Below are 24,203 nucleotides of genomic sequence, written 5' to 3' on the forward strand. Positions count from 1 at the left end.
AGACCAGCAGCACACCGAGGGCGGCGAGCATGCCTCCCGCCTCGGTGCCGGTCACGGCCAAGGAACCATCGGCGGCGCCGGCCACGTCACCGCGGGCACCCACTCAGGGCTTGCCCGCGTGATCGGGCTTGCCGGGCTTGCCCGCGTGATCGGGCTTGCCGGGCTTGCCCGCGTGATCGGGCTTGCCGGGCTTGCCCGCGTGATCGGGCTTGCCGGGCTTGCCCGCGTGATCGGGCCTGCCGGGCTTGCCCGCGTGACCGGGAGCCTTGCCGGGGTTGTTCCCGGGACGGTCGCTGCCCTTGCCCGGCTTGTCGTCGTCCCCGGGCTTACCGGGCTGATCGCCGTCACCGGGCTCGTCACCGTCACCCGGGGTGCCGGGCTGCTCGGGATCGGTGGGCTCCTCGACGACCGGGAACCCGGCGTCCAGACCCACGATCAGCGGGTTGTGGTCGGAAGATCCGAACACGCCCTGCTCGTAGATGTTCACCGTGTTGTTGCGGTAGCGGGAGTACTGGGTCATCACGGACTCGGGGCCGTTGATGGACCAGTCGGTGGCGCCGGTGATGCGCTCGGTGGCCGAGGCGTTGGCGATCACGTGGTCCAGGGAGCCCACCATGCCGCCGAAGCTGTAGGACCAGCCTTCGGGATCGAACTGATCACCGAGGTTGGTGTAGCCCTGGTCGTAGAACAGCTGCAGGGGCTCCTCCTGGGTGTAGGCGTTGAAGTCGCCTCCCAGCAGGATGTCCTCCACGCCCAGCTCTGCGGCCGTGGCGGTGGCCCAGGTGCTGAGCGCCTCGGCCTGCTGCAGGCGGGAGGTGCGGGCGTTGCCCTGCACCGGGTCTTCTGGCAGGTTCGCGTCCTCGGCGTCGGCCGAGCCCTTGGACTTGAAGTGGTTGACCACGAAGAAGAAGGGCTCGCCTTCGACGGTCTCGCCGTCGGCCCCCTCGGTGATCGGCACGAACACCTGGCCGATGGGCTCGCGGGCGTTGTCGAAGGCCGGATCGCCCACCAGGATCTGCGCATCGCCCACGGGTCTGACCTCGGCGGGCTTGTAGATGATGGCGTTGGTGATGGCGTCCTGGCCGCCGTCGGTGCCCTGCGCCTCGTAGGCGGGGGCGGTGGGGATGTACGCCCAGGTGCCCTCGCCGTCGCGCTCGTTCAGCGCGGCGACCAGGGTGGCGGTGGCCTCGTCGGGGGTCTCGCCCAGGCGGGCGGAGTTCTCGATCTCCATCAGGCCCACCACCTCGGCGTCGGTGGAGGAGATCGCCTCGACGATCTTGGACTCCTGGCGCTCGAAGCTGGTCTCGTCCCAGGCACCACGGGGCAGGCAGCCGCCGCGCACGTTGGTGCCCTCCCCGTCCATGTTGGTGTACGGCGTGCAGCCGGGGATGTCCTCACCGAGGGTGGTGAAGTAGTTCAGCACGTTGAAGGTGGCGACCTGCAGGTCACCGCCCACCTCATCAGGGGTGGCCCGGCGAGTGTTCTCGAAGTCCACGCCGTCAGTGCCGGACGACTCCCACGGGGTGGTGGTGTTCAGCCGCCACTGGTCGAAGGAGTAGGCCACCACGACCGGCTCGGTGAAGGTGGCCGCTGCGCCCACGCGCACGGGCTCCTCGACGGTCAGCCAGCTCATGGGCTGCTCAGGGTTGCGGGAGAAGTCGGTGGTCTTCCCGTCGTCCAGCAGCACCAGCTTGTCGGCCTGGGCGTTGTAGTACTCGGTGGCCTCGGCACCGGGGCGCATCACGTCACCGGCCTGGCGCAGGGGCTGATCGCCGATCGCGAGGCCCACCTCGCCGTAGCGGTTGGTGTTGTACACGTTCGTGACGGTGAAGTCGCCGGCGCCGGGCAGGTACAGCATGTGCTCGAGGGACTCGCGCTGGGTCTCGTCGGTGGGGAAGGCATCCAGCGTCACCGGCTCCACGACGGGCAGGGCCTGGTCGAGCTTGGTGAGGCCATCGGCCGCGACAGTGATCTGGGTGGAGCCGTAGTACTCGGAGACCTCGCCGGTGACCTGCACTGAGTCGCCGATGGCCACCTGGCCGGCGGTGTCGCGCGAGTACACGAACACGGCGGTGGAGCCCTCGTGGGTGTCGAAGGAGAGCGCGCCGCCGGTGCCGCCGGTCTGGATCACGTAGCCGTTCAGGCCGCCGGTGGCGTACACCGCGGTGACCACGCCCTCGGTGGTGACGGTCTGGCCCACCAGGGGGCTCGCACTGCCGGCGCCCTGGATCTCCGCGATGCTGACCTCCCGGGCGGGCTCCGGGTCCGGCTCGGGCTCAGGGTCGGGCTCGGGGTCGCCGGGGTCGGTCGGATCGGTGGGGGTGCCCGACGGGGCGGGCGTGGGGTCACCGGCGGCGAAGTCGGTGGAGTTCTCGCCGGTGGCGGCCACGCGGGCCGCGGAGGTGGCGTTGGTGGTGGCGGGCGCGGGGGCCTCGCCGGAGTAGGTGGAGGCACCTCCCCAGCCCACGAGGTCCACCACGGCCGGGTCCTCCGCGCAGGCGGTGCCGGTGCAGGCCAGCTTGCCGGAGGCGTCGGACAGCGCGAACACGCCGCCAGTGCCGGAGGCATTGATGCCGCCGGTGAGGTCCGCGCCCGGCAGCGGTTCGCCGTTGCCGTTGCCGGCGGCGAGCTGGACGAGGAAGGTGTCACCGGGGGCGATGGTGCCGCTGAGAGCCACGGTGTTGTTGAAGGTGCCGGTCTTAGAGGCGTACTGCAGGGACCAGCCGTCGATGCTGACGGGCTCGGAGCCGGTGTTGCGCAGCTCCACGAAGTCGTTCTGGTAGGCGGCGCCGGAGTTGCCGCCGCCGCCGTACACCTCGTTGATCTGGACGTCGCCGGGGGCGACGACGGCGGCCTGGGCGGTGGGGGTGATGGCGGGGGCCATGCTGATGCCGACGGCGAGGGCGGCAGCGGCGCCGCCGACACGGGCGAGGCGGCTGCGCAGGCCGTCTCCGATGGTGCGGGTGCTCATGGGGTCTCCTGGGAGGTGGGGAGGGTCGGGTGGCGGGGAGTGCGGGCGAGGGTGGGTGAGAGTGACGCTCACAGCGGTGAGTGGAGGTGAATGGCTGCTTCAGGGGTGCTGAAGCGACCACTCACCTCCACTCACGTGATGTACGGGACCGTCCTGGTGGGGATCAGTCGCGGGTCAGGCGGTTGCGCAGGCCCAGTGCGCCCACGCCGGCGACGGTCGCGAAGGCGATGCCAGCGGCCCAGGGAACGACCTCGGAGCCGGTGCGGGCCAGGTCGGAGCGACCGCGGTCGGCCGGGGCGGGCTGCTGGCCGGGGCGGTCAGCAGGCTTGCCGGGGGTGCCGGGCTTGTCCGAGGGCTTGCCGGGCTCGTGATCGGGCTTCTCGCCCTTGCCGGGCTCACCAGGCTTGCCGGGCTGCCCGTCGTCACCGGGCTTGCCGGGCTGCCCGTCGTCACCGGGCTTGCCGGGCTGCCCGTCGTCACCGGGCTTGCCGGGCTGCCCGTCGTCACCGGGCTTGCCGGGCTCACCGGGCTCGCCAGGCTCGCCAGGCTCACCGGGCTTGCCGGGCTCGCCCTGGTCGTCATCCTCGCAGGAGGCAGGCGGGCCACCCTCGGTCCAGGTGAAGGAGGGAACCTCGATGGTGAACTCCGAACCGGTCTCCGGCACAGCGGTGATGGTCAGCGGGACCGAGGTGCCCTCGGGCACGCACAGCCAGTCGGTGAGGGTGACGTCGCCGAAGTAGCGGCCGGACTCCTCGTCGAGCACGTAGGGGGCCTCGAAGGTGCCGTACTCGCCGGCGTCCACGATGACCTTCTCGATCTGGGGGGCGCCCAGGCTCAGGGACTCCAGGTTGCCCAGTCGCAGTACCGGATCCTGGTCGATGCCCTCCTCGTCGTCGTACTCGCCGCTCTCCAGGATCTGCACCGACAGCTGACGCTGCGCGTAGTCCGGGGCGATCGGGGAGTTCTGGTCGAAGTAGGTGGACAGTGCATCGCGGTCCAGCACGCCGGTGTCGCGGATGTTGGAGGCCTGGGCCAGGGTGGTCATGCCGTCGCCTCCCTCGAACAGGAAGCTGGCCGCCACGATCGTGTAGGTGGCCTCCGGGTCGATCGGCTCACCGTTGATCTTGAGGTCGATGATGCGATCACCCAGCTCACGAGTGGGGTCGTAGGCGTAGGTGACGTTCTCGGAGACACCGAAGGCGAGGAAGGCCTCCTTGCCGTCGGCGATCCGCCACTGCTCCTCGAGGATCTGCTTGAACTGCGCGCCGGTGACCTCACCGGAGTTCAGGGTGTTGCCGAAGGGGGTGACGTTGTTGGCCTCGGCGTAGGTGACCACGCCATCGCCCTCGCTGCCGGAGGCCTCGTACCAGAACTCGGCGCGGATGCCGCCGGGGTTCATAAAGCCGATGATCTCCTGGCCCTCATAGCCGCCGCGGTCCTCGAGGAACCACTTCATCGAGTCGGCCAGCATGTTGCCGGCGGCGGAGAAGCGGGAGCGGTCATCGCCCTTGGCCGCAGCCTCGTCGGTGCGGGTCCAGGTGCCGTCCACGTACTGGGCCTTGCTGGAGTTCCAGGCAGAGGTCAGGTCTCCGTCGACGCTGCCGACAGGCTCTGCACCCACTGCCTCCGCGTTCTCGAGGGCCTGGTCCACCACGCCGGCGGCGGCGCGGTATTTCGGATCGGCGGAGCAGCCCTCGAGCGCTTCAGCGGTGGGTTCGGTTGAGTCCTTGACGGTCTTCACGGGGATCAGCTGGGTGCCGCCCTTGACGACGTCCCAGTCGCCGTCGTCCCCGAGCACGAGCTCGACCGAGCCGATGTGGGAGCCGCTGGAGCCGGCCTGGACGACGGGGCGCACCTCGCCGTCCGGGGCAGGCGCGTCGTAGGCGTACTCGCGATGGGAGTCGCCGTTGAAGATCGCGTCGACATCGGCGGAGGTCTGCTCGACGATCTTGGTGAAGATCGCGCGGTCTCCGGCGGAGGGAGCAGTGCCGGGGTCGGCGGAGGCGCCGGCGCCCTCGTGGTACGAGGCGACGATGACGTCGAACTCCTCGCCGGAGGCCTTCAGCTCCTCGACGGCGGCGTTCACGGAATCCACCGGGTCACGGAACTCCAGACCCTCGACGGCGACCGGGCTCACCTTGGAAGGGGTCAGGGTGGTGACAGCGCCGACCACGGCGACCTTCACACCCCCGGCCTTGACGATCGCGTAGGGCTCCAGCAGGCGGGAGCCGTCGGCCTGGTAGACGTTCGCGGCCAGCGTCGGGAAGTCGGAGTTGGGGACGATCCGGTTCATCAGGTCGTCCTTGCCCTGGTCGAACTCGTGGTTGCCCACCGCGGTGGCCTGCACGCCCAGGGCGTTCAGGAAGTCGAGGGTGGGCTCGTCGTTCTGCACGGCGGAGGCGAACTCGGAGCCACCCACGCTGTCGCCGGCGGAGATGAGCCCGGAGTTCGCGTTGCCGGACAGGGCGTTGGTGACCGTGCAGGCGAAGGGCTTTCCGACGCTCAGTGCGCCGTGGAAGTCGTTGAAGGTGACCAGCGTGACGGTCTCACCGGGCGCGGCGGCAGCGGCGGATCCGAGCGGCACCACGGCGGCACCGAAGGCGAGGGCAGCGGCGCCCAGGCCCACGGACGCACCGCGCGCGACCCGGCGGGCAGGGGGTACGAACATGACGATGCTCCTGAGGAGGAAGTGACGCGGAACGGCGACGACGGCGCCGATGGTGGCACCAGCCATCAAACCTCACGTGCTGCTCGACACGCCGAGGGATTCGCCCTCGCGGAGGAAAGGTGTCATCCGATGTTCACCTGCCTCGATCCCCCAGGGTCACGGTTTGACCGGGCAATGGGTGGGGCTTTGCCGCATCTTGACGATGCGGGGTGGGGCGGAGCGGGGTGGGCCGGCCCCGCGCTCGGGCCGCTCCGCGACCCGGCCACCGACAACCTCCCTTGCGCACCGCTCCTCGACCCGGCCACCGACCCCCTCCCCTACAAACCGTCGGCCACCTCTCCTACCCACCGTCGACCACCTCTCCTACCCACCGTTAGCCACCGCCCCTTCGCACCGCGCGTCCCGGTGGCCTAGTGTCGTCACAGTCCCGACGCGCGCTGCCGCTCGGTGGCCCGCCCGGCCGATGGCCCGCCCCGGCCCACGGCCCGTGGTCGCCGCTTCGCGCAGTGCCCTGCTTCGAAGGAGCTCCCCATGGTCCTCGGTCTGACTCGTCGCCGCCGTGCCGTCCCCGCGAAGGACGGTGCCAGCTGGCCCCATGTGGTCATCGTGGGCGGTGGTTTCGCCGGCGCGAACGCGGTGCTGGGGCTGCGCGATGCCCGGGTGCGCGTGACACTGATCGACCGCAACGTGTACAAGACGTTCCAGCCGCTGCTGTACCAGGTGGCCACGGCCGGTCTGAACCCCGGGGACGTCACCATGTTCCTGCGCGGGCTGTCGCTGACGGTGCCGAACATGCGCTACCGGCAGGGTGAGGTCACCGGTGTGGACCCGCAGCGCAGGATCGTCTCCATCGAGGGCGGCGGGGACCGCACGGTGGAGATGAAGTACGACTACCTGGTGCTCGCGGGCGGCGCCACCACCACGTTCTTCGGCACCAAGGGGGCCGAGGAGCACGCCATGCCGATGTACACCCGCTCCCAGGCCCTGGCCATCCGCGACCGGGTGTTCGCCGAGCTGGAGCGCTCCAGCCGGGAGAGCGCCGCCGCGCACGCCGCCGGCCGGCGATTCGAGGACCGCCTGAACGTGGCGGTGGTGGGCGGCGGCCCCACCGGCGTGGAGATCGCCGGCGCCCTGGCCGACTTCCGCAGGCAGGAGCTGGACATCCTGTACCCGGAGATGGACCCGGGCACCCTGCAGATCACCCTGATCCAGCGCGGCAAGGAGCTGATCAAGGAGTTCCGCCCCAGCTTCCGCAAGTACGCGGCCCGCGAGCTGGAGGAGCGCGGGGTCACCCTGGCGCTCGGCGAGGGCGTGGCGGAGGTGGGGTACGACTTCGTGCGCCTGGCCGACGGTCGCGTGCTCGAGGCCGACATCACCATCTGGGCGGCCGGCGTGGGGATCCCCGACGAGGTCGCCCAGTGGGGCCTGCCGCAGGACGACCGCGGCCGCATCGTGGTGGACGAGCACCTGCAGGTGGAGGGCTTCCCCGGGGTGTACGCAGCCGGTGACATGGCAGGCGGCGAGCACGGCCTCCCGCAGCTGGCCCGCCCCGCGGTGGAGGGCGGCAAGCACGTGGCCCGGATGATCGCGGCCGAGGTGGCCGGCAAGCCCCTGACCGCGTTCCGGTACAAGAACCCCGGCACCATGGCCACCATCGGCCGCCATGCCGCGATCGCCGAGATCCCCTCCTTCCCCGACCTGTCCGGCTCGATCGGCTGGGCGGCATGGCTGGCGGTGCACGTGGGCCAGCTGCTGGGTCACCGCAACCAGCGGGCCGTGTCGATGAACCTGCTCTCGCTGTACGGCGGCACCCGCCACACGCACCAGCCGAACCCGGTGGTGGGTGAGGTGGACTCCCTGGGGGCGGCCCGGGCGTTCGAGGAGCAGGCGCCGAAGCGCAAGTTCGGCGAGGGCGCACGGGGCTGACCGACCGACGCGCAGGCGGTCACCGGGCCGGATGACCGACGCACAGGCGGTCACCGGGCGGACCGACCGATGCGCAGGCGGTCACCGAGCCGGCCGACCGACGCACAGGCGGTCACCGGGCGGGCCGAAACACCAGAAGGGCGACCCGCCCGCGGCCGAGGTGTGAGCAGTTGGCGGTATCGAGGTCCCTAACCGCCAACTGCCTCGAGGTCGAGGGAGGTTCTGCGCCCCGCGGCCGCCCCCGCCCCCGCCGCCCCGCCCCGGTTCAGTCGCCAAGTCGCCGCGCGCCCGTACCGCGCCGCCCCGCCCCGCTCCGGTTCAGTCGCCAGGTCGCCCCGCGCCCGCGCCGCCCCGGTTCAGTTGGGTCGGCTCGGGGCGCGGGTGAGCAGTTCGGTCAGGGTCTCGGTGTCCTGCCGCAGCACTCCCCCGGCCGCCTCGCCCAGGGCCGACGCGCCGGAGCCGGAAGCCCCCGCACCGCCCGGCGCACCAGCCCTTGCACCGCCAGCACCAGCACCAGCGGGCGCACTACCCGGCGCACCCGCAGACCCACCAGTACCAGCACCAGCACCAGCACCAGCACCAGCACCAGCACCAGCACCAGCACCAGCACCAGACTGCCCCCCGGACGGTGCGTAGCGGGCCACGTGCACGGCCCGGCCCAGTCGGGCAGCGGCGTGCTCGTGCTGCTGCTCGACGGGGATCCGCCCCTCCCGGGCACGCTCCACCAGAGCAGTCAGCGCCTCCTGCGGCGGCAGGGCGGGATCCAGCTGCAGGTGCACCGGGGGCCTGCCGTACCAGCCTGTCCAGCCCAGCCATCGCAGTCGCCGCTGCCGGGCCCGCAGGGCCGCCTCCAGCTGCGACCAGGCCAGGGCGGTCAGCTCTCCCGGGCCCTCCGCAGCGGCCTCTGCCCAGCGCTGCTCCCGCACGGCCGCCTGCCTGCGCTGGGCCCACGTCACCGCGGCCGCCGCAGCGCCCAGGCCCAGCAGGCCCACCAGCACGCCCCAGGGCTGCCTCCCGGCGCCCTCGCCCGCATCCTGCCCGCTGCCCTGGCCGGCGTCGTCCGCGCCGGTGGTGGGATCCTCCGTCTCAGGGGTGGGATCCGTCTGCTCCGCCTCGGGGGTCTCCTCCTCGGTGGGCGTCGCCTCCTGCTCGGGGGTGGGGGTGGCCTCCTGCTCGGGGGTGGGGTTTTCCTCGTCGGCGGTGCCGGCATCGGAGTCGGTGTGGGCGGGCGGGTTCACGCCGCTGGTGGCGGCCGGGGGCGTGGGCTCGAACGGGACCCAGCCGTGCTCGGGGCCGAACCACACCTCGGGCCAGGCGTGGGCGTTGTGGTTGGTGACCACCCAGGTGTCGCCGTCACGCTGACCGGCGGTGAAGCCGATGACCACGCGCGTGGGGTACCCCTGGGAGGTCATCATCAGCGCGAAGGTGGCGGCGAACTGCTCGCAGTAGCCGATGCGGTCCTCGAGGAACGTCTCCACCGGGTCGGCCCCGGGCGGGGTGCGCACCGTCAGGGAGTACGCGAAGGTGGTGCGGAAGAACTCCTGGTAGGCCACGGCCGTGTCGTAGGCGTTCTCGGCCTGGGCCTCCGCGGCCAGACGATCCGCGAGATCGACGGTGACCTGCGGGATCTCCCCGGTGATCACCCCCATGTCCAGGGGCTGCCGGAGCTGATCGGCAGGGACGGCGCGCAGCTGCTCGGGGGTGGTCGGGCGAGGTTCGTGGGCGACGCCGTACTGGAACCCGTCGGTGCCGACGCCGCCGAGGGTCTGCACCTGGCCGGGGTCGCCGGGCACCACGGAGGTGCCTTCGACCATGGGGCCGAACAGGCCGCGCACGTTCTGCGGCATCGGCAGGGTGCTGCCGCCCAAGCCGGTGAGGCTGATCTCGGTGGAGGCCAGGTGATCGGTGCGCGCGTCGCGGGGCGCGTGATCGGTCTGCAGGTCGGAGAAGGGGGCGGGGGCGCCGTCGGCCACCGGGGGCATGCCGGGCCCGGTCACGAAGTCCCCGTCCTCGTACCGGTACATGGTGTGCAGGCGCAGGTAGGAGGGGTTCTCGTCGTCAGTGGTGTAGCGCAGCACCTCGTGCTCCTCGCCGCGCAGCAGGTCCTGGCGCACCGAGACGCTGTCGTCGATCATCACCGGGCCCGGCGCGGGGGCGTTCCTGCCCTGCCAGGCGTTGACCACGTCCAGGGACAGCGGGATCCGCGGCGGGGCCGTCTGCGGCAGGGCGCGGGACAGCGGCAGGGTGGTGCCCGCCACCAGCAGGCAGCACACGGCCACGGCCGCGGCGGTGCGACCCCCGCGGGGCAGGGGCCCGGCCTGGGGGCGCTGATCGCCCTCGAGGTAGGAGGGGTCGCCGTGCAGGGTGCGGGCGGTGAGGATCAGCAGCCCCGCCACCACCGGTCCCAGCAGTGTCCACCAGGGCCCCCCGGCGGGTTGCTGCAGGGCGGGCGCCAGCATGAAGCCCATCAGCACCAGGGCCGTGGGCGTGTGCCAGCCCAGGTCCAGGAACATCAGGTCCAGGCCCAGCACCACCAGGCTGATCAGCAGCAGCACCACCACCGCGCCCGGTCCCTGCAGCACCACCGGCGGCCAGCTCCCGGCGAGCTCCTGGAAGCCGGCGACGATGATGTCGTCCTGGGCCGTGATGATGCCGCGCGGCCCGTCGCCGATGGGGATCAGCCCCCGCAGCCGCTGCAGGGTGATGATCAGGCCCGCCGCCACCGCCAGCTGCAGCAGCGGCACCAGCACGGAGGAGCGCAGCAGGATGCGCAGCAGCACCCCGGAGCCGATCACGCAGACCACGGCCATCGCGGTGAGCACGAACCAGCTGGAGCCCGCCAGCAGGATCGACAGGGGCGCCGAGGCGATCAGGATGCTCACGGCCAGCAGCAGCGCCCGGCGCAGGAGGTGGCTTCCGTGCAGGCCGGGGCGGCCCAGCAGGGGGCTCATGTCGCCTCCCCCGGGCCGGCGGCGGTGAGCAGATCGCTCAGGGAATGGTCGACGTGACCGCGCACCAGCATCCAGCCGTTCACGGTGGTCGAGGTGGGGCCGGTACCACCGGCCTCGGGCAGCAGGGCGATGGCCGTGCGGTGGCGGGCGCGGCCGGCGAAGCGGTCCAGCTCGAGGCCGTCGAAGGGGGTGCCGTCGTCGATGCCGAGCGCCACCACCACCTGGGGGTGCCCGGTGGCGTGCTCGCCTCCCTGGGCCTGCCGCGGGGTGGGCGCGGAGTCGTCGAAGCCGAGGTCGGCCAGGGCCATCAGAGAGGCCCGCTCCCCCATCGCATCGGCCTCGCGGCCCAGCAGGGAGGCGCCAGCGCGGTGGCGCTCGGCGCGGGTGATCTCATCGCCGTCGGCGTCCACCACCCGCACCTCCCAGCCGTGGGAGCGCAGCCCGGCCAGCACGGAGGCGGCGTGGTCCACCAGTCGGTCCTCGGCCGCGATGAGGGCGGCCAACGGGGGCTGCTGGGCATGGGCCCCGCCGGGCCGGGGCTGCTGGGCATGGGCCCCGACGGGCCGGGGCTGCTCCGCCCCTCGACCGACGGGCCCCGTCTGGTGCGGCTGGCTGCCGCTGCGGCGGTTGTCCAGCACGATCAGGGCGGTGCGGCCGACCGGCGGCTCGTCCTCCCGGGTCATCAGGGAGCCGGTGCGGGCGCTGGCCCGCCAATGGATGCGGCGGATGTCGTCCCCCGCCACGTAGGGGCGGGCGATGGGACCGATCTCGCCGATGCCCGGGGCGGTGGCGGCAGCCTGCTGGCCCTGGTGGGCGATGCCGGTGGCGCGGGCGGCGGCCGGGTCGATCTGCTCGGCGACGGGCAGGCCGATGATGCGGGCGTCGTCGTGGATGGTGCGGTCCAGGTGGAACATGCCGAACACGTCCCGCACCACGATGCTGAGCGCCCCCATGGGGTGGGTGCCGCGACGGGTCACGGTCAGGGCGTGGGGCATGCGGTGCGCGAGGGGGAGGTCGCCGCGGCCGCCGAGCTCCTCGGGCAGGTCCTCGCGCAGCACTGCGCGGCCCAGGGGGACGGTGGTGAGCAGGGCCTTCGGGGCCAGCTCCGCCTGTATGCGGGCGCGGCTGCCGACCGGGACCACCTCTTCGACCACGCGGCGGCGCACGTGCAGGCCCACCAGGCTCAGCAGGATGCAGGCGCCTCCCACGGCCAGGGTGAGAAGCAGTGCGGCGGCGAGCACCCGGGCGGGCATCACGCGGGTGAGGTCGGCAAGGATCCACAGCGCCACAGCGCACACCGCGACCACGATCGCGCGCACCGTGGGCCGTATGGAGGTGGTGGTTCTCGCCGCACGGTCGCCGGTGCGCTCCCCGGGCTGTGCGGGGGGCGGTGCGTGGTGGCCCGGCGAGGGTGTCACGACACCGAGGTGGTGCGCAGCACCTGGTCCAGCAGGTCCCCGCCGCCGGCGCCGCGGGAGAGGGCCTGCGGGGTCAGGTGCAGCCGGTGGCGCCACACCGGCATGATCATGGCGCGCACGTCCTGGGGCTCGACGAAGGTGCGGCCGTCCATCGCGGCGCGCGCCTTGGCGGCCCGCACCAGGTGCACGGCGGCGCGAGGCGAGGCACCGAGGGTGACCTGGGGGTGGGTGCGGGTGGCCTCGGCCAGGCGCACCACGTACTCCAGCAGCGGCGGGGAGGCGTACACGCGGCGCACGTCGCGGACGTGACGGGCCATCGCCTCGGGGCTGGTGCGGGCGCGCACGGAGTCCAGCACCTCACGGTCGCCCTCGCGCACGGGCCCGGTCTGGGCATCGAGCATCCGCACCTCGGCGCCGGCCAGCGGGTAGCCCATGGTGGTCTGGGCCAGGAAGCGGTCCCGCTGCGCCTCGGGCAGGCGGTAGGTGCCCTCCATCTCCACGGGGTTGGCGGTGGCCACCACCATGAACGGCTCGGACAGCGGGTAGGTGGCGCCGTCGACGGTGACCTGCCGCTCCTCCATGGCCTCCAGCAGGGCCGACTGGGTCTTGGGGGAGGCGCGGTTGATCTCGTCGGCCAGCAGCACCTGGGTGAACACAGCGCCGGGACGGAACTCGAACTCGCTGGTGGCCTGGTTGAACACGCTCGCGCCGGTGACGTCTCCGGGCAGCAGGTCGGGGGTGAACTGGATGCGGTGCTGGCGGGCGCCCAGAGCAGCGGCCAGGCACTTGGCGAGCATGGTCTTGCCCACCCCGGGGATGTCCTCGATCAGCAGGTGCCCGCCGGCCAGCAGCACCAGCACTGCGATGCGGGCCACTTCCGGCTTGCCCTCCACCACGGTGGTGATCTCCTCCACGACAGCCTGGGACTCCTCCGCGATCCGCTGGGCGGCACGCTCCGCGAGCGGTTCGTCCGACGCGGGGGCGGCGTTCTCGGCGCGCGTCGGCATGGGGTTGCCGACCATGGGGTCGGCGAGGTCAGCGCGGGAATCGCGGTGGGGCCCCGAGGTGGTCCCGGGGTGGGAGTCGGGGCGGTCGGGCTGGAGTTCGGCGTGGGGCAAGGACGGCTCCTGGGGACCGGGGCCGACGTGGTGTTCACGAGAAGTTCGTCCACGGATCGACGCATGGGGCGGACAACAGCGGCGCGTCCCCCTAGAGTATGGCTGAACCCCCTTCTTTTGCTGAGGAGTCTTCTGTGTCCGTTCGCCGACGAACCGCTCCCGCGCGCCTGGGCGCCGGCGTGATGCTCGCTGCTGCCTGCGTGATGGGACCGGCAGCCGCCAACGCCGCGCCGCTGGGTGGGGTGGCGCCGATGGAGACCGGTTGTGCCGCAGAGAAGATCGTTCTAGCACCGAACACAGTCAAGGCCGGCGAGATATTCAATGTCTCAGGGGACTGCTACGACGGCGTAACAGGAGTGAGCATCGCGGTCATCGGAGGCGGTGGGCAGACGACACACAAACCTGCGGAGGTAATCAACGGTCGCTTCAACACGCAGATCAGTGCTCCAGGTCCTGGCTCGTACAGGGTCAGTGTGCTGATTGACAGCCAGGAGCAGGCCAGCGCCACCTTGACTGTCGAGGAGGGCGAGGGCGGCGGCGGAGACAACCCCGGCGACGGCAACCCCGGAGACAACCCCGGCGGCGACAACTCGGACGACGACACCCCCGGCAGCGACAACCCGGACGACGACACCCCCGGCAGCGACAACCCGGACGACGACAACACGGGCGGCGACAACACGGGCACCGGCAACAACGGTGGCGGCACGGGCAACCAGGAGAACAAGCCGGGCACGACCCCGGGTAACTCCGCCCCCGAAACCGGTAGCCCGTCCACCCCGATCAAGGACTTCCCCGGCTCCAACAGCCCCGCTCCCTCGGCCAGTGGTCAGCAGCCCAGCTCCCCGCGGGCCGGCGCCGAACTGCCGGCCGCTCCCGAGACGGGAACTCGTGACTTCTCCGGCAGTGGGAAGTCCCAGCCCACCGCACCGCAGCAGCGCCTGGGTGCACTGTCCGTGACCCTGGGTGAGGCCCTTGCGGGTGCGTTCGGCAACTCGTCCGAGGCTACGGGCAGCAATGCTGAGGCGGCCGACGGCGGCGGTGAGCTGGCCAAGACCGGAACCGAGATTTCCGCGGCCGCCGCATTCACGGCACTGGCCATGGCTGCCGGTGCTGGGATGGTCTGGCTTCAGCGGCGCCGCAACGAGCGCTGAAGCACACGCCGTAGCCTCGTCGCACTCGAAAGGCACCGCTAGGCGGCTCAGGCCAGGCGACGCTCGCGCCCTCCACCCCGGTGCGGCGCTCAGGCCGCCTGGCACGCTCTGCCCCCGCGGGCAAGCTCAGGCTCCGTTGGCGTACGCCGGTTGGAGCCCGTGCCGAGGCCTGGTCGCGGCGTACCAGCCGGCGAACAGCAGCACGATGATCAGCACGTCCACCACGTCGCCGCCGTAGTACATCAGCTGTGCACCGCGCCGAGCATCGGCCGCATCCACCCCTGCCGGCGGGTAGGCGTACAGCCACTTGCCCAGCACGGAGTGCGCGGCGATGAACACGATCAGCACGACCGACCGCACCGCCATCGAGGACCGGTGCGGATCCGGGTCCGGCCCGATCAGCGAGGCGGTGAACAGGTAGCCGGCCAGCACGATGTGCACGTGCACCATCGCGTGCACCAGCACCGACTCGTGCATCAGCGTGTACAGCGTCGTGGTGTACAGCAGCCACAGACCCCCGGCGTTGAGCAGGGCCGCGGCCGCTGGATGGGTGACCACCCGCACGTACGGGGTGCGCAGGATGCGGGTGAGGGCCCGCGCCCCCGCCACCGGCAGTGCCCGCAGGGCCAGGGTGATGGGGGCGCCCAGCACCAGCAGCAGCGGACCGGTCATGCCCAGCAGCAGGTGGGCCGCCATGTGGGCGGTGAAGCTCGCATGCGCTGCCTGCGCCAGTGGGCCCGCGATCCCCACCCCGAGGCTCACCAGCCCCGTGTACCAGAACAGCGTGCGGCGCAGCGGCCAGGGGCTGCGGTCGCGGGCCGCCCACAGCGCCACCGCGTAGGCGAGCGCTGCGGCGAGCAGAACCACGACGGCCGCTATCTCGAACAGCGCCCATCCGGCCGAGCTCGCGGCGTGACCGGTGTGATCGTGTCCCATTCCCGGGCTCTCAGCAGGAGGATGCGGCCAGGCGGGTGCGCCACAGCATCGCCAGGCCGATCAGCAAGAGCACGATCGCCGAACCGATCCAGGCCACGTCGTAGGGCAGCAGGTCCACGCCGTAGCGCACCTGGTGGATGCCCAGGATCTTATGGTTGACCACCCCGTCGAACAGCTGGAAGAACCCGACTCCCGTGATCACCGCGGCGGTCCAGCGGGGCCAGGCCACGTGGCCGCGGCGCCGCACGTCGGCCAGCAGGAACAGGCCCCACACGGTGATGAACCAGGCGAAGGCGTGCAAGAACCCGTCGGCGGTGAGCGCCACCTGGGTGGTGGACAGGTCGTAGAAGTGGTGCCACTGCAGGCCCAGATGGAAGATGAACAGGTCGATCATGGCGGCGGCGATGCCGCAGCCGAACAGGAAGCCGGAGGCCACGGTGCGGCGCTCCCGGGCCCGCCTAGTGCGGGCCGGGGCGACGGCGCCTCCGCCTGAACCCGCTCGCGTCTCAGCGGTGGACATCATTCCTCCTCGGTGCGATGCGGGTCCTCCTGGCTGCGGCCGGCGCTCTCGCGCAGGTTGCGGCCGCGCTCCAGATCCTCCTGGTACTTCTTCTCCTTCTTGTCGCTGGCCTTGGTGTCCCGGGCGGGCAGCTGGAGCTCCTCCTCGGCGGGCATGCCGGCCTGCAGCTCACGCCCACGCTCGATCTCGCTGTCCACCTCCGCACCGAACAGCAGGATGGCGTTGATGATGTAGATCCACAGCAGCATGATGATCACGCCGGCCAGCGCCCCGTAGGTGGCGTTGTAGTTGCCGAAGTTGGAGACGTACAGGAAGAACCCCACGCTGGCCAGGACGGCCACGATGATGGCGAGCAGCGCACCCAGGCTCATCCAGCGGAACTTGGGCTGCTGGACGTTGGGGGTGGCGTAGTACAGCAGCGCCACCGCCAGCACCACGATCGCAGCCAGCACGAACCACTTGGCGATGTTCCAGACGGCGACCGCTGCACTGCCCAGACCGATCGCGTCTCCCACGGCCTGCGCCACCGGGCCCGAGAGCACGAAGATCATCAGCCCGATCACGCCCAGCAGCAGGAACAGGGCGGTCAGCAGGTACATCTGCACGTTCAGCTTGATCGCACCGCGCCCCTCGGGCACGTCGTGGATGGTGTTCATCGCCCGACCGAAGGCCTTGGTGTAGCTGGAGGCGGACCACAGTGCGGTGAGCAGACCGATGATCAGCCCCAGGCCCGCCGCGGGGGCAGTGAGGATCGATTCGAGGGCGGGTCGCACCGTCTGCCACATGTCCGCCGGGACGATGCCCTCGGCCTGGTCGAGCACCGCAGTCACCGAGGACTCGCTCTGCCCGAACAGGCTGAGGATCGACACCAGCGCGATCAGGGCCGGGAAGATCGACAGCACGGTGCGGTAGGTCAGTCCGGCGGCGAGATCGGTGCAGCCGTCCGCGCTGAACTCCCGCACGGTGGTGCGCAGGATGTACTTCCAGGACGGTTTGGTGACCTCGGTGGGACTGTCGGGCTTGCGGTCATCCTCGGGGTGGGGGGCGTCGGCCGGGTCGTCCCGGTGGCCTGTGGTGGTCGAGCTCATCGTCACGTCCTATCGCCAGGTGGCGGGCTTGAAGGTCTCCACCGCCGAGTGTAGGAGGAGCACGCGACAAAGCCCTGGTATGCGCGACCGACCGGTCGATGACCATCCGTCCCCGCTTTTCCACGCCTGCGGCCCGTATCCTCCTTCCCAGAACCGCGGCCGCGCCGAGCGGCACCGGGAACGGCGCGGCGCTGGCTGACAAGCCCGCGCACCCCTCGAGAGGAGCTGTCCATGAGCACTGCCTACCCGCCCCAGAAGCAGCCGGGTACAGAGCCGACCGTCGCGGACCTGGTGGACCGCATGACCGAGCAGACCACCCGCCTGGTGCGGGACGAGCTGCGGCTGGCCCGAGTGGAGTACACCGAGAAGGCCAAGCAGGGCGGCACCGCCGCCGGCCTATTCGGCGCCGGGGCTGTGCTGGCCTGGTTCGGCCTGGGATGCCTCCTGGCGACCCTGATCCTCGTGCTCGCCCTGTTCCTGCCCGCCTGGGCGGCGGCCCTGATCGTCACCGTGGTCGTGTTCATCGCCGCGGGCATCGCCGCCCTGGTGGGGAAGAAGAAGGCGGAGGGCCTCACCCCCGTACCGGAGCGCACCGTCGAGACCGTCCAGCGCGACATCGATGAGATCAAGGAGAGCATCTGACATGAGCACCAGCCATTCCCACCTGCCCGCCGACCGCGACCCCGCCCCCCGCACCCGCGGCGGTGCACTGCCACCGGAACCGGGTGATGACGCATCGGCCGAGGAGCTCGAGACCGACATCGCCCTGACCCGGCGGGAGTTGGGAGAGACCGTCAGCGCGCTCTCCGACCAGCTCAACCCCAAGGTGCAGGCGCAGCGCCAGGTCGCGGACGTCAAGGGGCGGGCTCGCGAGCGGGCCGCGCACCTGAAGGCGGAGGCCCTGGGCCGGGTCGAGTCGGTCAAAGGACAGGCCCGTGAGCGGATCGACAGTCTGACATCGCGCGGCGACAACCGTTCCGATGCGGGTACCGCACCGGAGACCGTCCCCGTCCCGCCCGGTACCGTCACCGAGATCCGTGCTGAACGGACAACTGATTCTCGCACCGGTGCTGCTGCCGCGCCGGCCGTGTTCGTGGCCACCGGTGCCGCCACCGGTGCCCTGGCGGCCCTGGTCGCGCTGCTGGTGCGCCGGGATCACTGAACGCGGCCCGACGCCCACCGCCAGACCCACCCCCTGACGAAGGAGACCCCGATGGCCCACAAGAAGACCACCAGCACCTCCGCAAAGGTGCTGTACCGCCCGGTCGGCATCCTCAGCGGCGTGCTGAGCGGCGCCCTCGCCGGCATCGTGTTCAAGCAGGTGTGGAAGAAGGCGTCGCCGAAGTCCGTCGACGACGCCCCGTCCGCTCTGCAGTCCGAGTTTCCGCTGTGGGAGATCCTGGCGGCCGCCGCCCTGCAGGGAGCGCTGTACGCCACGATCAAGGCACTGATGGAGCGTGGCGGCGCACGTGCCTTCGAGCGCGTGGTCGGTGAGTGGCCCGGCGACTGACGCGGCTCATCCCCTACTGCGAGGCGGTGCGGCTGGCCTTGCCCCGGCTCATGGCTGCCGTGTCCACGGGGCCGGGGCGTATCGTGCCCTCATGCGCATCGAGCTCAGCTCCGTGATCCCCCATCGGCTGGAGGACGTGGTGGCCTGGCATCAGCGGCCGGGCGCACTGGTGCGGATGATCCCGCCGGCGCTGGGCAGCGTGGAGGATCCTCGCCAGGGCGGCATCGAGGACGGCACGCGGGTGCGCACCCGTCTGGGTCCCGCGCAGCTGGGACGGATCCGCCCGGAATGGACCCTCGAGCACTGCGACGTCACGCAGACCCCCACCTCCTTCTCCTTCGTGGATGCGCAGGTGACCGGCCCGTTCCGCGCCTGGCGGCACCACCACCACATGGAGCAGACCGACGACGGTGCGAACACGCGACTGCAGGAGACCATCGACCCCCGCCTGCCGCGAGGGGCCGGGATCGGCGAGCGCATCGCCGCTGGCCAGGTGCGGCGGATGCTGGACTTCCGGGCCGCGCAGCTGGAGCAGGATCTGGACCTGCATCGGCGCCTGGCAGGTGTGCCGCGCCTGACGGTGGCGGTGGCCGGGGCCTCCGGTTTGATCGGCACGCAGTTGACCGCGCTGCTGAGCACCGGTGGGCACCGCGTGCTGCGGATGGTGCGGGGCAGGCGGGCGGGCGAGGGGGAGATCGCGTGGGACCCGGCGGCCGGGGTGCTGGATCCGTCGGACCTCGAGGGGGTCGATGCGGTGGTGAACCTGGCCGGGCGCAGCATCGCGACCCGGATGACGGCCCGCGCCAAGCACGAGATCCTGGCCTCCCGCACCTCCTCGTCGGGGCTGATCGCCCGCACCCTGGCCCAGCTGGCCCGCAGCGGGTCCGGGCCGCGCATTCTGGTGCAGGCCAGCGGCATCGGTTACTACGGTGCGAGGCGCCCCGGTGAGCTGCTCACCGAGGACTCCGCACCGGGCGAGGACGTGCTGGCGAACGTGTGCCGGGCGTGGGAGGAGCAGATGGCTCCGGCCGCCCAGGCGGGGGTGCGCACCTGCGCTGTGCGCACCGGGATCGTGCTGACCGATGTGGGAGGTGCGCTGGCACCGCAGCTGCCGCTGTTCCTGGCCGGTGTGGGCGGCCCGCTCACCTCTCGGGACGCGGCGATCAGCTGGATCACGCTGGATGACATGGCGCGCAGCTACGTGCACGCCCTGCTCACCGACGCGCTCGACGGCCCGGTGAACGCGGTGGCCCCGCAGCCGACGACGGCCGGCGAGCTGGCCCGCACCCTGGGCAGGGTGCTGCACCGCCCCTCCGCCGTGCCGGTGCCGCCGTTCGGTCCGCGACTGGTGCTGGGCCGGGAGGGGGCACGCGCGATCGTGGAGACCGATCAGCGGGTGAGCGATGAGCATCTGCGCGCCAGCGGCTTCCAGGCGGCGCACCCCGAGCTGGAGGGCGCCCTGCGGCACGTGCTGCGGCGCTGATCCGCACGGCCGGCCCACGATAAGGGCCAATGCCGCGCGAACCCATTGTCATAGTGTGTGCCACACAGTATCGTGTGTTCCATGAACGATGTGTTCGATACCCACCTGCAGGAGCTGCGGCGCGGCACCGTGGTGCTGGCCTGCCTGCAGCTGCTGCGCGCCCCCGGCTACGGCTACGGGCTGCTGCAGGACCTCGAACGCCTCGGCTTCGCCACGGACGCGAACACGCTGTACCCCCTGCTGCGCCGCCTGGAGAAGCAGGGCCACCTCACCAGCGAATGGAACACCGAGGAGGCCCGGCCGCGGAAGTTCTACCGCACCTCAGCCACCGGCATCTCCCTGGCCGATGCGCTCACCTCGGAGTGGACGGCGCTGACCGCAGCCATCGCATCCCTCACCCCCGGCTCCCCCACCCTCGCGACCGAGGAGAACTGACCCTGCTGGGCCGGGGACTGCTGGTGAACCCCGCGTTCACCGAGGCCGTGCTCCTGGGCAACGGCGTGGATGCGGACGTGGTGCGCATCCTCGGTGTGCTGCTGGGCGTGGGCGTGACGGCCATCGCGGCGTGGGATGCGGCCAGTGGATGGGTGAAGGCGCGGCGCTCCACCGGCCCGGCCCGCTGAGAACGGCCCGGCCGCTCCGGTGCCGTGCTGGCCGACTGTTCGGCGGACGCGCCCCGGCCAATGCCGCTTGTTCTAGACCGGCCGCGCCGCGCCGCGCCGCGCCGCCCGGGTCGAAACGACGCCCCCCGCCCCGGGAGATGCCCTGCGGTCCGGACCTGGGCGAGAGGGCCTCACCCCGACCTCACACACCGGGCTGAACAAGGGTGAGAAAGGCGATTCCCTCAGCGCAGAGAGACTGGACACTCGTAGAGTGGCGGGCACCGGCGTGGGCTGCGGACGCTCCGCTCAGCGCCGGGCCGAGCGCCCCGCCCGCCTCGCCGAAGGAGCCCACCCGTGGACCTCGCCAAGTCGCTGACTCGTCGACTCGCTGGCATTGTCTCGCCCACCTCGGGCACAGATTCCAAGCAGCTGTACTTCGCGGCGCTGCTGGTGGGGTTCTCGGCGCTGGTCAGCATCTCGCATCCCGAGCTGGTGCTGGCCGCGAACTACCTCACTGCTCTCGGCATGCTCGCCCTGGCGACCATGCTCGCGCTCACGGTCCGGTGGGAGGATGTCAGGCCCGCCTGGGGTGCGGTGGTGCCGGTGCTGGACATGGGTGCGGTCGCGCTCGCACGGGATGCGGCCCGAGAGCACACAATCGCGATCTCGCTGCTGATGCGGGTGCCCACCCTGTGGCTCGCCGCCCGGCTGCGGCGTCATGACGTGCTGATCGCGGTGGCGTGCACCTTGGTGATGATCTCTCTGCCCTCGCTGGTGCGCGCCTCGCACATCGACTCCCTCGCGGTGGCGCATTCACTGGTGTGCCCTTCATCGTGCTGCAGATCGGAATGCTGACCGTCGGGGCGCTGACGGTGATGGACGGTCGGAGCCAGCAGCTCGCCGAGGCGCTTGCGGAGCAGGAGTCGCTGCTCGAATCCGCAGCCGCGTCGGAGCGGCTGCTGGAGAACGTGATCGACTCCGTGGACGTGGGGATCGTGGTGGTGGATCGTGATGGCCACGATGTGCTGATGAATCGCGCCCAGCGACGGATCCATCACCTTGCCTCCCCGCCGGGCAACGACGATCCGAACGAGTCCCAGCTGATCGTTCGGTATCCGTGGTCGGCTCTGCCAATGCCTCCCGAGCAGCGTCCGGTACGTCGCGCCGTGCTGCAGGAGACGTTCACCAACTCGCTCGTGGCGATGGGACCGCTGCAGCGCGAGGCGAGCGTGTTCTCCGCCTCAGCCCGGCAGATCATCGATCACCGAGGGGAGCGCTCGGGCGCGATGGTGGTCTTCTCCGATGTCACCTCGTACATCGAAACGGTGCGCTCTCAGGAGCAGTTCGTGGCCGCTGTCTCCCATGAGCTCCGCACCCCGCTGACCTCCGTGATCGGCTACCTCGAGCTCGCTCAGGATGACGGGGACCTCTCGAGGCAGACGGCCTCGTACCTCCAGGTCGCGCAGCGCAACGCGGATCAGCTGCTGCTGATCGTGTAGGACCTGCTCGCGGACCAGCTGCTGCTGATCGTGCAGGACCTGCTCGCGGATCAGGTGGCCCGCTCGGGCACGGAGCAGCTCACGCTGCGTCCGGCGCGCCTGTCCGAGGTAGCGCAGCAGGCCGCGGAGTCGGTGGCGCTGCGGGCCGAGGAGCGGGGCATCACCCTGGAGCGCAAGATCGTCGAGACCCCGGAGCTCCCGCTGGACGCGCAGCGTCTCCAGCAGGCGGTGGGGAACCTGCTGTCCAATGCCCTGAAGTACACGCCGCGCGGCGGGACCGTCTGCGTGCACACCGCGGTGGAGGATCACCATCTCGAGCTCGCGGTCACCGACACCGGGATCGGAATATCCGATCAGGAGCAGACGAACCTGTTCACCGACTACTACCGCACCGAGGCGGCCCGCAACAGCGACATCCCCGGCCACGGCATCGGGCTGTCGCTGACCCGGCGGATCGTGGTCGCCCACGGCGGTCAGATCAGCTTGAGCTCCCGCCCGGGCGAGGGGTCGACCTTCACCATCCGGTTCGGTCTGGACGAGGTCGAGTGGGCGGATCGGGCGTGAACAGGCGGCGGGCGGCCTGGATCTCACACCTCAGCTCGCCCCGTCGATCACCCGCAGCACATCGTCCGCCTGGAAGGCTTCCGAGCGGCGGTATCTACCTGTTCCCGGAGTGAGGATCCCACGGGTGACCAGGGTGTCCACGGCGCGATGCGCGGCCACTGCAGAGACTCCCAGCTGCTCAGCGATGAACTTCGCGGTGACGACCGGCTGCTCCCTGAGGACCGGGAGGATCCGGCGGGCCGAGGAATCGGCGCGCAGGCCCGCGGCCTTCTCCGCGAGCAGCGTGTCGAGGGCACGGATCTCGTCCTGGACGCCCTGCATCCGCTCGCATGCCTCGGCGGCGATCTCGACGAAGAATCGCACCCACGCGTTCAGTGCCTCCGCCGCCTCTGACGGGTCGTCCGTACGTGAAGTGCTGAGATGCTGCACGTACTCCCGCTCTCGTGCACGGATCGCGGTGGAGACGGGGAGGAGGCCGGAGCGCACGACGCCACCACGTTCGAGGACCGCGTGGATCAGTGCTCGTCCGGCGCGTCCGTTTCCGTCCTCGAACGGGTGGATGGACTCGAACTGCAGGTGGCCGATGGCGGCGAGCAGAAGGGGATGCTCTCCGGAGCTGCTGAGGTACTGCAGGAAATCCTCCACCAGGGCGGGGACCTCACCCGGCGGAGGGGCCACATACTCTGCGCGGAGCTTGTCCCGGCCGCCGATCCACACGTCCACCCGGCGCAGACCTTCCGAGGCGCCCACCACTCCCAGCGCACGATGGACTTGCTCGACATCACCAATGGTCCATTCATCGCGCCCCGCGAGCTCCTCGATCGCGTCGCGCGTCGCCTGGACGTTGCGGGCCACGCTCATGGCCTCGTGATTGCGCAGGTGGTCCTGCTGATCGCCGAGCTGGGCGTAGGAGACGTCCCGACCGGAGGCATTGACGCGTTCGATCCGCGAGGAGGCGATGGACTCGGAGCGCAGGAGCAGGGGGTAGATGCCCCGTCGCGTCGCCTCATCGACCTGCGCGGAGGTCGCAGTGATGAGGCTGGCGATCTCGAGTGCTTCCTCCCGCAGCTCCCGCCCGAGCAGAGCTCCCACGTCCTGCTCGGCGAGACGTGCAGGCACGTAGTAGGAGTAGGCGCCGCCCCGTCGTTCCGCCGCCGTCGCACCTCGGAAGTCGGGCTGCTGACGGCCTGGCAGCCATGAGCCATGGATACCCATGAGCACCCCTTCAGTAAACCTTAGATGCATAAGGTTAACTGAACCTTGTCCGGGGTTCACGCTCGCAGCATGGCTGCCGGCTCAGTCCCCCTCGGAGCGGGGCGCCGGCGCCTCCTCGGCCGTGCGCTTCTTCTGCCGTCGTTCCCGCAACCCGGAGCCGACGGTCCAGGCCGCGTAGACGAACAGCGCACCGGCGAGGGTGGGCACCGCCCAGTTGCGGGTGCTGCCGTCGATGGCCTGGTTCGCCCAGCCCAGGTTAGGGATCGCGTACCAGACCTTCCCCCGGATCTGCGCGGGCTGGACCCGTTCGGGATCGGGGGTGTTGTTCGCGTCGCCCTGGGTGGTGAAGCGAATCTCCCCGGTGCCGCTGTCCGTGCTGCGGGCGATCACACGGTGTGTCGCCACCGCAGGCTTGCCGGATTCGATCTGGAAGGTGATCACGTCCCCCACCCCGATCTCCTTGGGGGTCCGGATCACTCCGGTGTGCGCACGGCGTGAGATGTCCGACACTTCCCTTTCGGGGTGATTAAGCGCGGCCCCGAAGTGTCACTACCCAGGCGGCGTTCCAGTCCGCCAGCCC

Annotated in this window: 21 protein-coding genes; 11 read left to right on the top strand and 10 right to left on the bottom strand. The window is 71.2% G+C overall.

Annotated elements, in window-relative coordinates:
- Positions 1-103 precede the first annotated feature (103 nt).
- Together M3B01_RS08060 and M3B01_RS14635 are read right to left on the bottom strand one after the other, a co-directional pair.
- Positions 104-2,971, bottom strand: a complete 2,868-nt coding sequence (locus tag M3B01_RS08060) for an ExeM/NucH family extracellular endonuclease (RefSeq protein WP_311203211.1) — start codon at positions 2,969-2,971, stop codon at positions 104-106.
- Positions 2,972-3,134: 163 nt separating this feature from the next.
- Positions 3,135-5,639: a 5'-nucleotidase C-terminal domain-containing protein gene (locus M3B01_RS14635; protein ID WP_311203212.1), complete on the bottom strand. Its 2,505-nt coding sequence runs from the start codon at positions 5,637-5,639 to the stop codon at positions 3,135-3,137.
- A gap of 531 nt (positions 5,640-6,170) precedes the next feature.
- Between M3B01_RS14635 and M3B01_RS08075 the strand changes: the two genes are divergently transcribed.
- A complete protein-coding gene (locus M3B01_RS08075; protein WP_259790974.1) occupies positions 6,171-7,565 on the top strand; it encodes an NAD(P)/FAD-dependent oxidoreductase in 1,395 nt (464 codons plus the stop codon).
- A gap of 356 nt (positions 7,566-7,921) precedes the next feature.
- Here M3B01_RS08075 and M3B01_RS08080 read toward each other — a convergent pair whose 3' ends face one another.
- From M3B01_RS08080 to M3B01_RS08090, 3 genes are read right to left on the bottom strand one after another with little or no spacing between them, the layout of a single operon-like run.
- On the bottom strand, positions 7,922-10,516 hold the full coding sequence (locus M3B01_RS08080; protein WP_259790976.1) for a DUF3488 and transglutaminase-like domain-containing protein: 2,595 nt from the start codon (positions 10,514-10,516) through the stop codon (positions 7,922-7,924).
- Entirely contained in the window at positions 10,513-11,934 is a 1,422-nt protein-coding gene (locus M3B01_RS08085) for a DUF58 domain-containing protein (protein ID WP_259790978.1), read from the bottom strand. The genes M3B01_RS08080 and M3B01_RS08085 overlap by 4 nt, the downstream gene beginning before the upstream one ends.
- Positions 11,931-13,052, bottom strand: a complete 1,122-nt coding sequence (locus M3B01_RS08090; RefSeq protein WP_259790980.1) for a MoxR family ATPase — start codon at positions 13,050-13,052, stop codon at positions 11,931-11,933. Before M3B01_RS08090 ends, M3B01_RS08085 begins: the two co-directional genes overlap by 4 nt.
- Positions 13,053-13,525: 473 nt before the next feature.
- Between M3B01_RS08090 and M3B01_RS08095 the strand changes: the two genes are divergently transcribed.
- Positions 13,526-14,206, top strand: a complete 681-nt coding sequence (locus tag M3B01_RS08095) for an LPXTG cell wall anchor domain-containing protein (RefSeq protein WP_193866713.1) — start codon at positions 13,526-13,528, stop codon at positions 14,204-14,206.
- Positions 14,207-14,332: 126 nt separating this feature from the next.
- Here the strand turns inward: M3B01_RS08095 and M3B01_RS08100 are convergent, their stop codons facing one another.
- The 3 genes from M3B01_RS08100 to M3B01_RS08110 are packed head-to-tail and all read right to left on the bottom strand — an operon-like array spanning position 14,333 to position 16,750.
- A complete protein-coding gene (locus tag M3B01_RS08100; protein ID WP_259790983.1) occupies positions 14,333-15,142 on the bottom strand; it encodes a cytochrome c oxidase assembly protein in 810 nt (269 codons plus the stop codon).
- A 10-nt stretch (positions 15,143-15,152) separates the two neighbouring features.
- A complete protein-coding gene (locus M3B01_RS08105) occupies positions 15,153-15,662 on the bottom strand; it encodes a DUF2243 domain-containing protein (protein WP_259790986.1) in 510 nt (169 codons plus the stop codon).
- The gene (locus M3B01_RS08110; RefSeq protein ID WP_259790989.1) at positions 15,662-16,750 is read right to left on the bottom strand and encodes a YihY/virulence factor BrkB family protein; all 1,089 of its coding nucleotides are present in this window, start codon (positions 16,748-16,750) and stop codon (positions 15,662-15,664) included. Before M3B01_RS08110 ends, M3B01_RS08105 begins: the two co-directional genes overlap by 1 nt.
- A gap of 231 nt (positions 16,751-16,981) precedes the next feature.
- Here M3B01_RS08110 and M3B01_RS08115 point away from each other — a divergent pair, with 231 nt between their 5' ends.
- From M3B01_RS08115 to M3B01_RS08155, 9 genes are all read left to right on the top strand, one after another.
- On the top strand, positions 16,982-17,392 hold the full coding sequence (locus tag M3B01_RS08115) for a phage holin family protein (RefSeq protein WP_259790992.1): 411 nt from the start codon (positions 16,982-16,984) through the stop codon (positions 17,390-17,392).
- Position 17,393: 1 nt separating this feature from the next.
- The gene (locus M3B01_RS08120; protein WP_259790995.1) at positions 17,394-17,912 is read left to right on the top strand and encodes a DUF3618 domain-containing protein; all 519 of its coding nucleotides are present in this window, start codon (positions 17,394-17,396) and stop codon (positions 17,910-17,912) included.
- A gap of 51 nt (positions 17,913-17,963) precedes the next feature.
- Positions 17,964-18,260, top strand: a complete 297-nt coding sequence (locus tag M3B01_RS08125) for a DUF4235 domain-containing protein (RefSeq protein ID WP_193866709.1) — start codon at positions 17,964-17,966, stop codon at positions 18,258-18,260.
- A 91-nt stretch (positions 18,261-18,351) separates the two neighbouring features.
- A complete protein-coding gene (locus tag M3B01_RS08130) occupies positions 18,352-19,743 on the top strand; it encodes a TIGR01777 family oxidoreductase (RefSeq protein WP_259790998.1) in 1,392 nt (463 codons plus the stop codon).
- An 81-nt stretch (positions 19,744-19,824) separates the two neighbouring features.
- Positions 19,825-20,178 (top strand): PadR family transcriptional regulator, encoded by a 354-nt coding sequence (locus M3B01_RS08135; RefSeq protein ID WP_259791001.1) that lies wholly within the window; start codon positions 19,825-19,827, stop codon positions 20,176-20,178.
- Positions 20,179-20,201: 23 nt separating this feature from the next.
- Positions 20,202-20,366 (top strand): hypothetical protein, encoded by a 165-nt coding sequence (locus M3B01_RS08140; RefSeq protein ID WP_259791004.1) that lies wholly within the window; start codon positions 20,202-20,204, stop codon positions 20,364-20,366.
- A 333-nt stretch (positions 20,367-20,699) separates the two neighbouring features.
- Positions 20,700-21,200, top strand: coding sequence for a hypothetical protein (locus M3B01_RS08145; RefSeq protein WP_259791007.1), 501 nt, complete (start codon positions 20,700-20,702; stop codon positions 21,198-21,200).
- Complete coding sequence (locus M3B01_RS08150; protein WP_259791009.1) at positions 21,179-21,844, top strand: histidine kinase dimerization/phospho-acceptor domain-containing protein; 666 nt, start codon at positions 21,179-21,181, stop codon at positions 21,842-21,844. The genes M3B01_RS08145 and M3B01_RS08150 overlap by 22 nt, the downstream gene beginning before the upstream one ends.
- A 30-nt stretch (positions 21,845-21,874) precedes the next feature.
- Positions 21,875-22,408 carry a cell wall metabolism sensor histidine kinase WalK gene (locus tag M3B01_RS08155; RefSeq protein ID WP_259791012.1) on the top strand — a complete coding sequence of 178 codons (534 nt, stop codon included), beginning with the start codon at positions 21,875-21,877 and terminating at the stop codon, positions 22,406-22,408.
- Positions 22,409-22,438: 30 nt separating this feature from the next.
- Here M3B01_RS08155 and M3B01_RS08160 read toward each other — a convergent pair whose 3' ends face one another.
- The gene (locus tag M3B01_RS08160; RefSeq protein ID WP_233190888.1) at positions 22,439-23,527 is read right to left on the bottom strand and encodes a Fic family protein; all 1,089 of its coding nucleotides are present in this window, start codon (positions 23,525-23,527) and stop codon (positions 22,439-22,441) included.
- Positions 23,528-23,704: 177 nt separating this feature from the next.
- The gene (locus tag M3B01_RS08165) at positions 23,705-24,073 is read right to left on the bottom strand and encodes a hypothetical protein (RefSeq protein ID WP_259791020.1); all 369 of its coding nucleotides are present in this window, start codon (positions 24,071-24,073) and stop codon (positions 23,705-23,707) included.
- Between the last annotated feature and the right edge of the window lie 130 nt (positions 24,074-24,203).

It is taken from the genome of Brachybacterium sp. p3-SID957 (genome assembly GCF_025144775.1).
Lineage (GTDB): Bacteria > Actinomycetota > Actinomycetes > Actinomycetales > Dermabacteraceae > Brachybacterium > Brachybacterium epidermidis.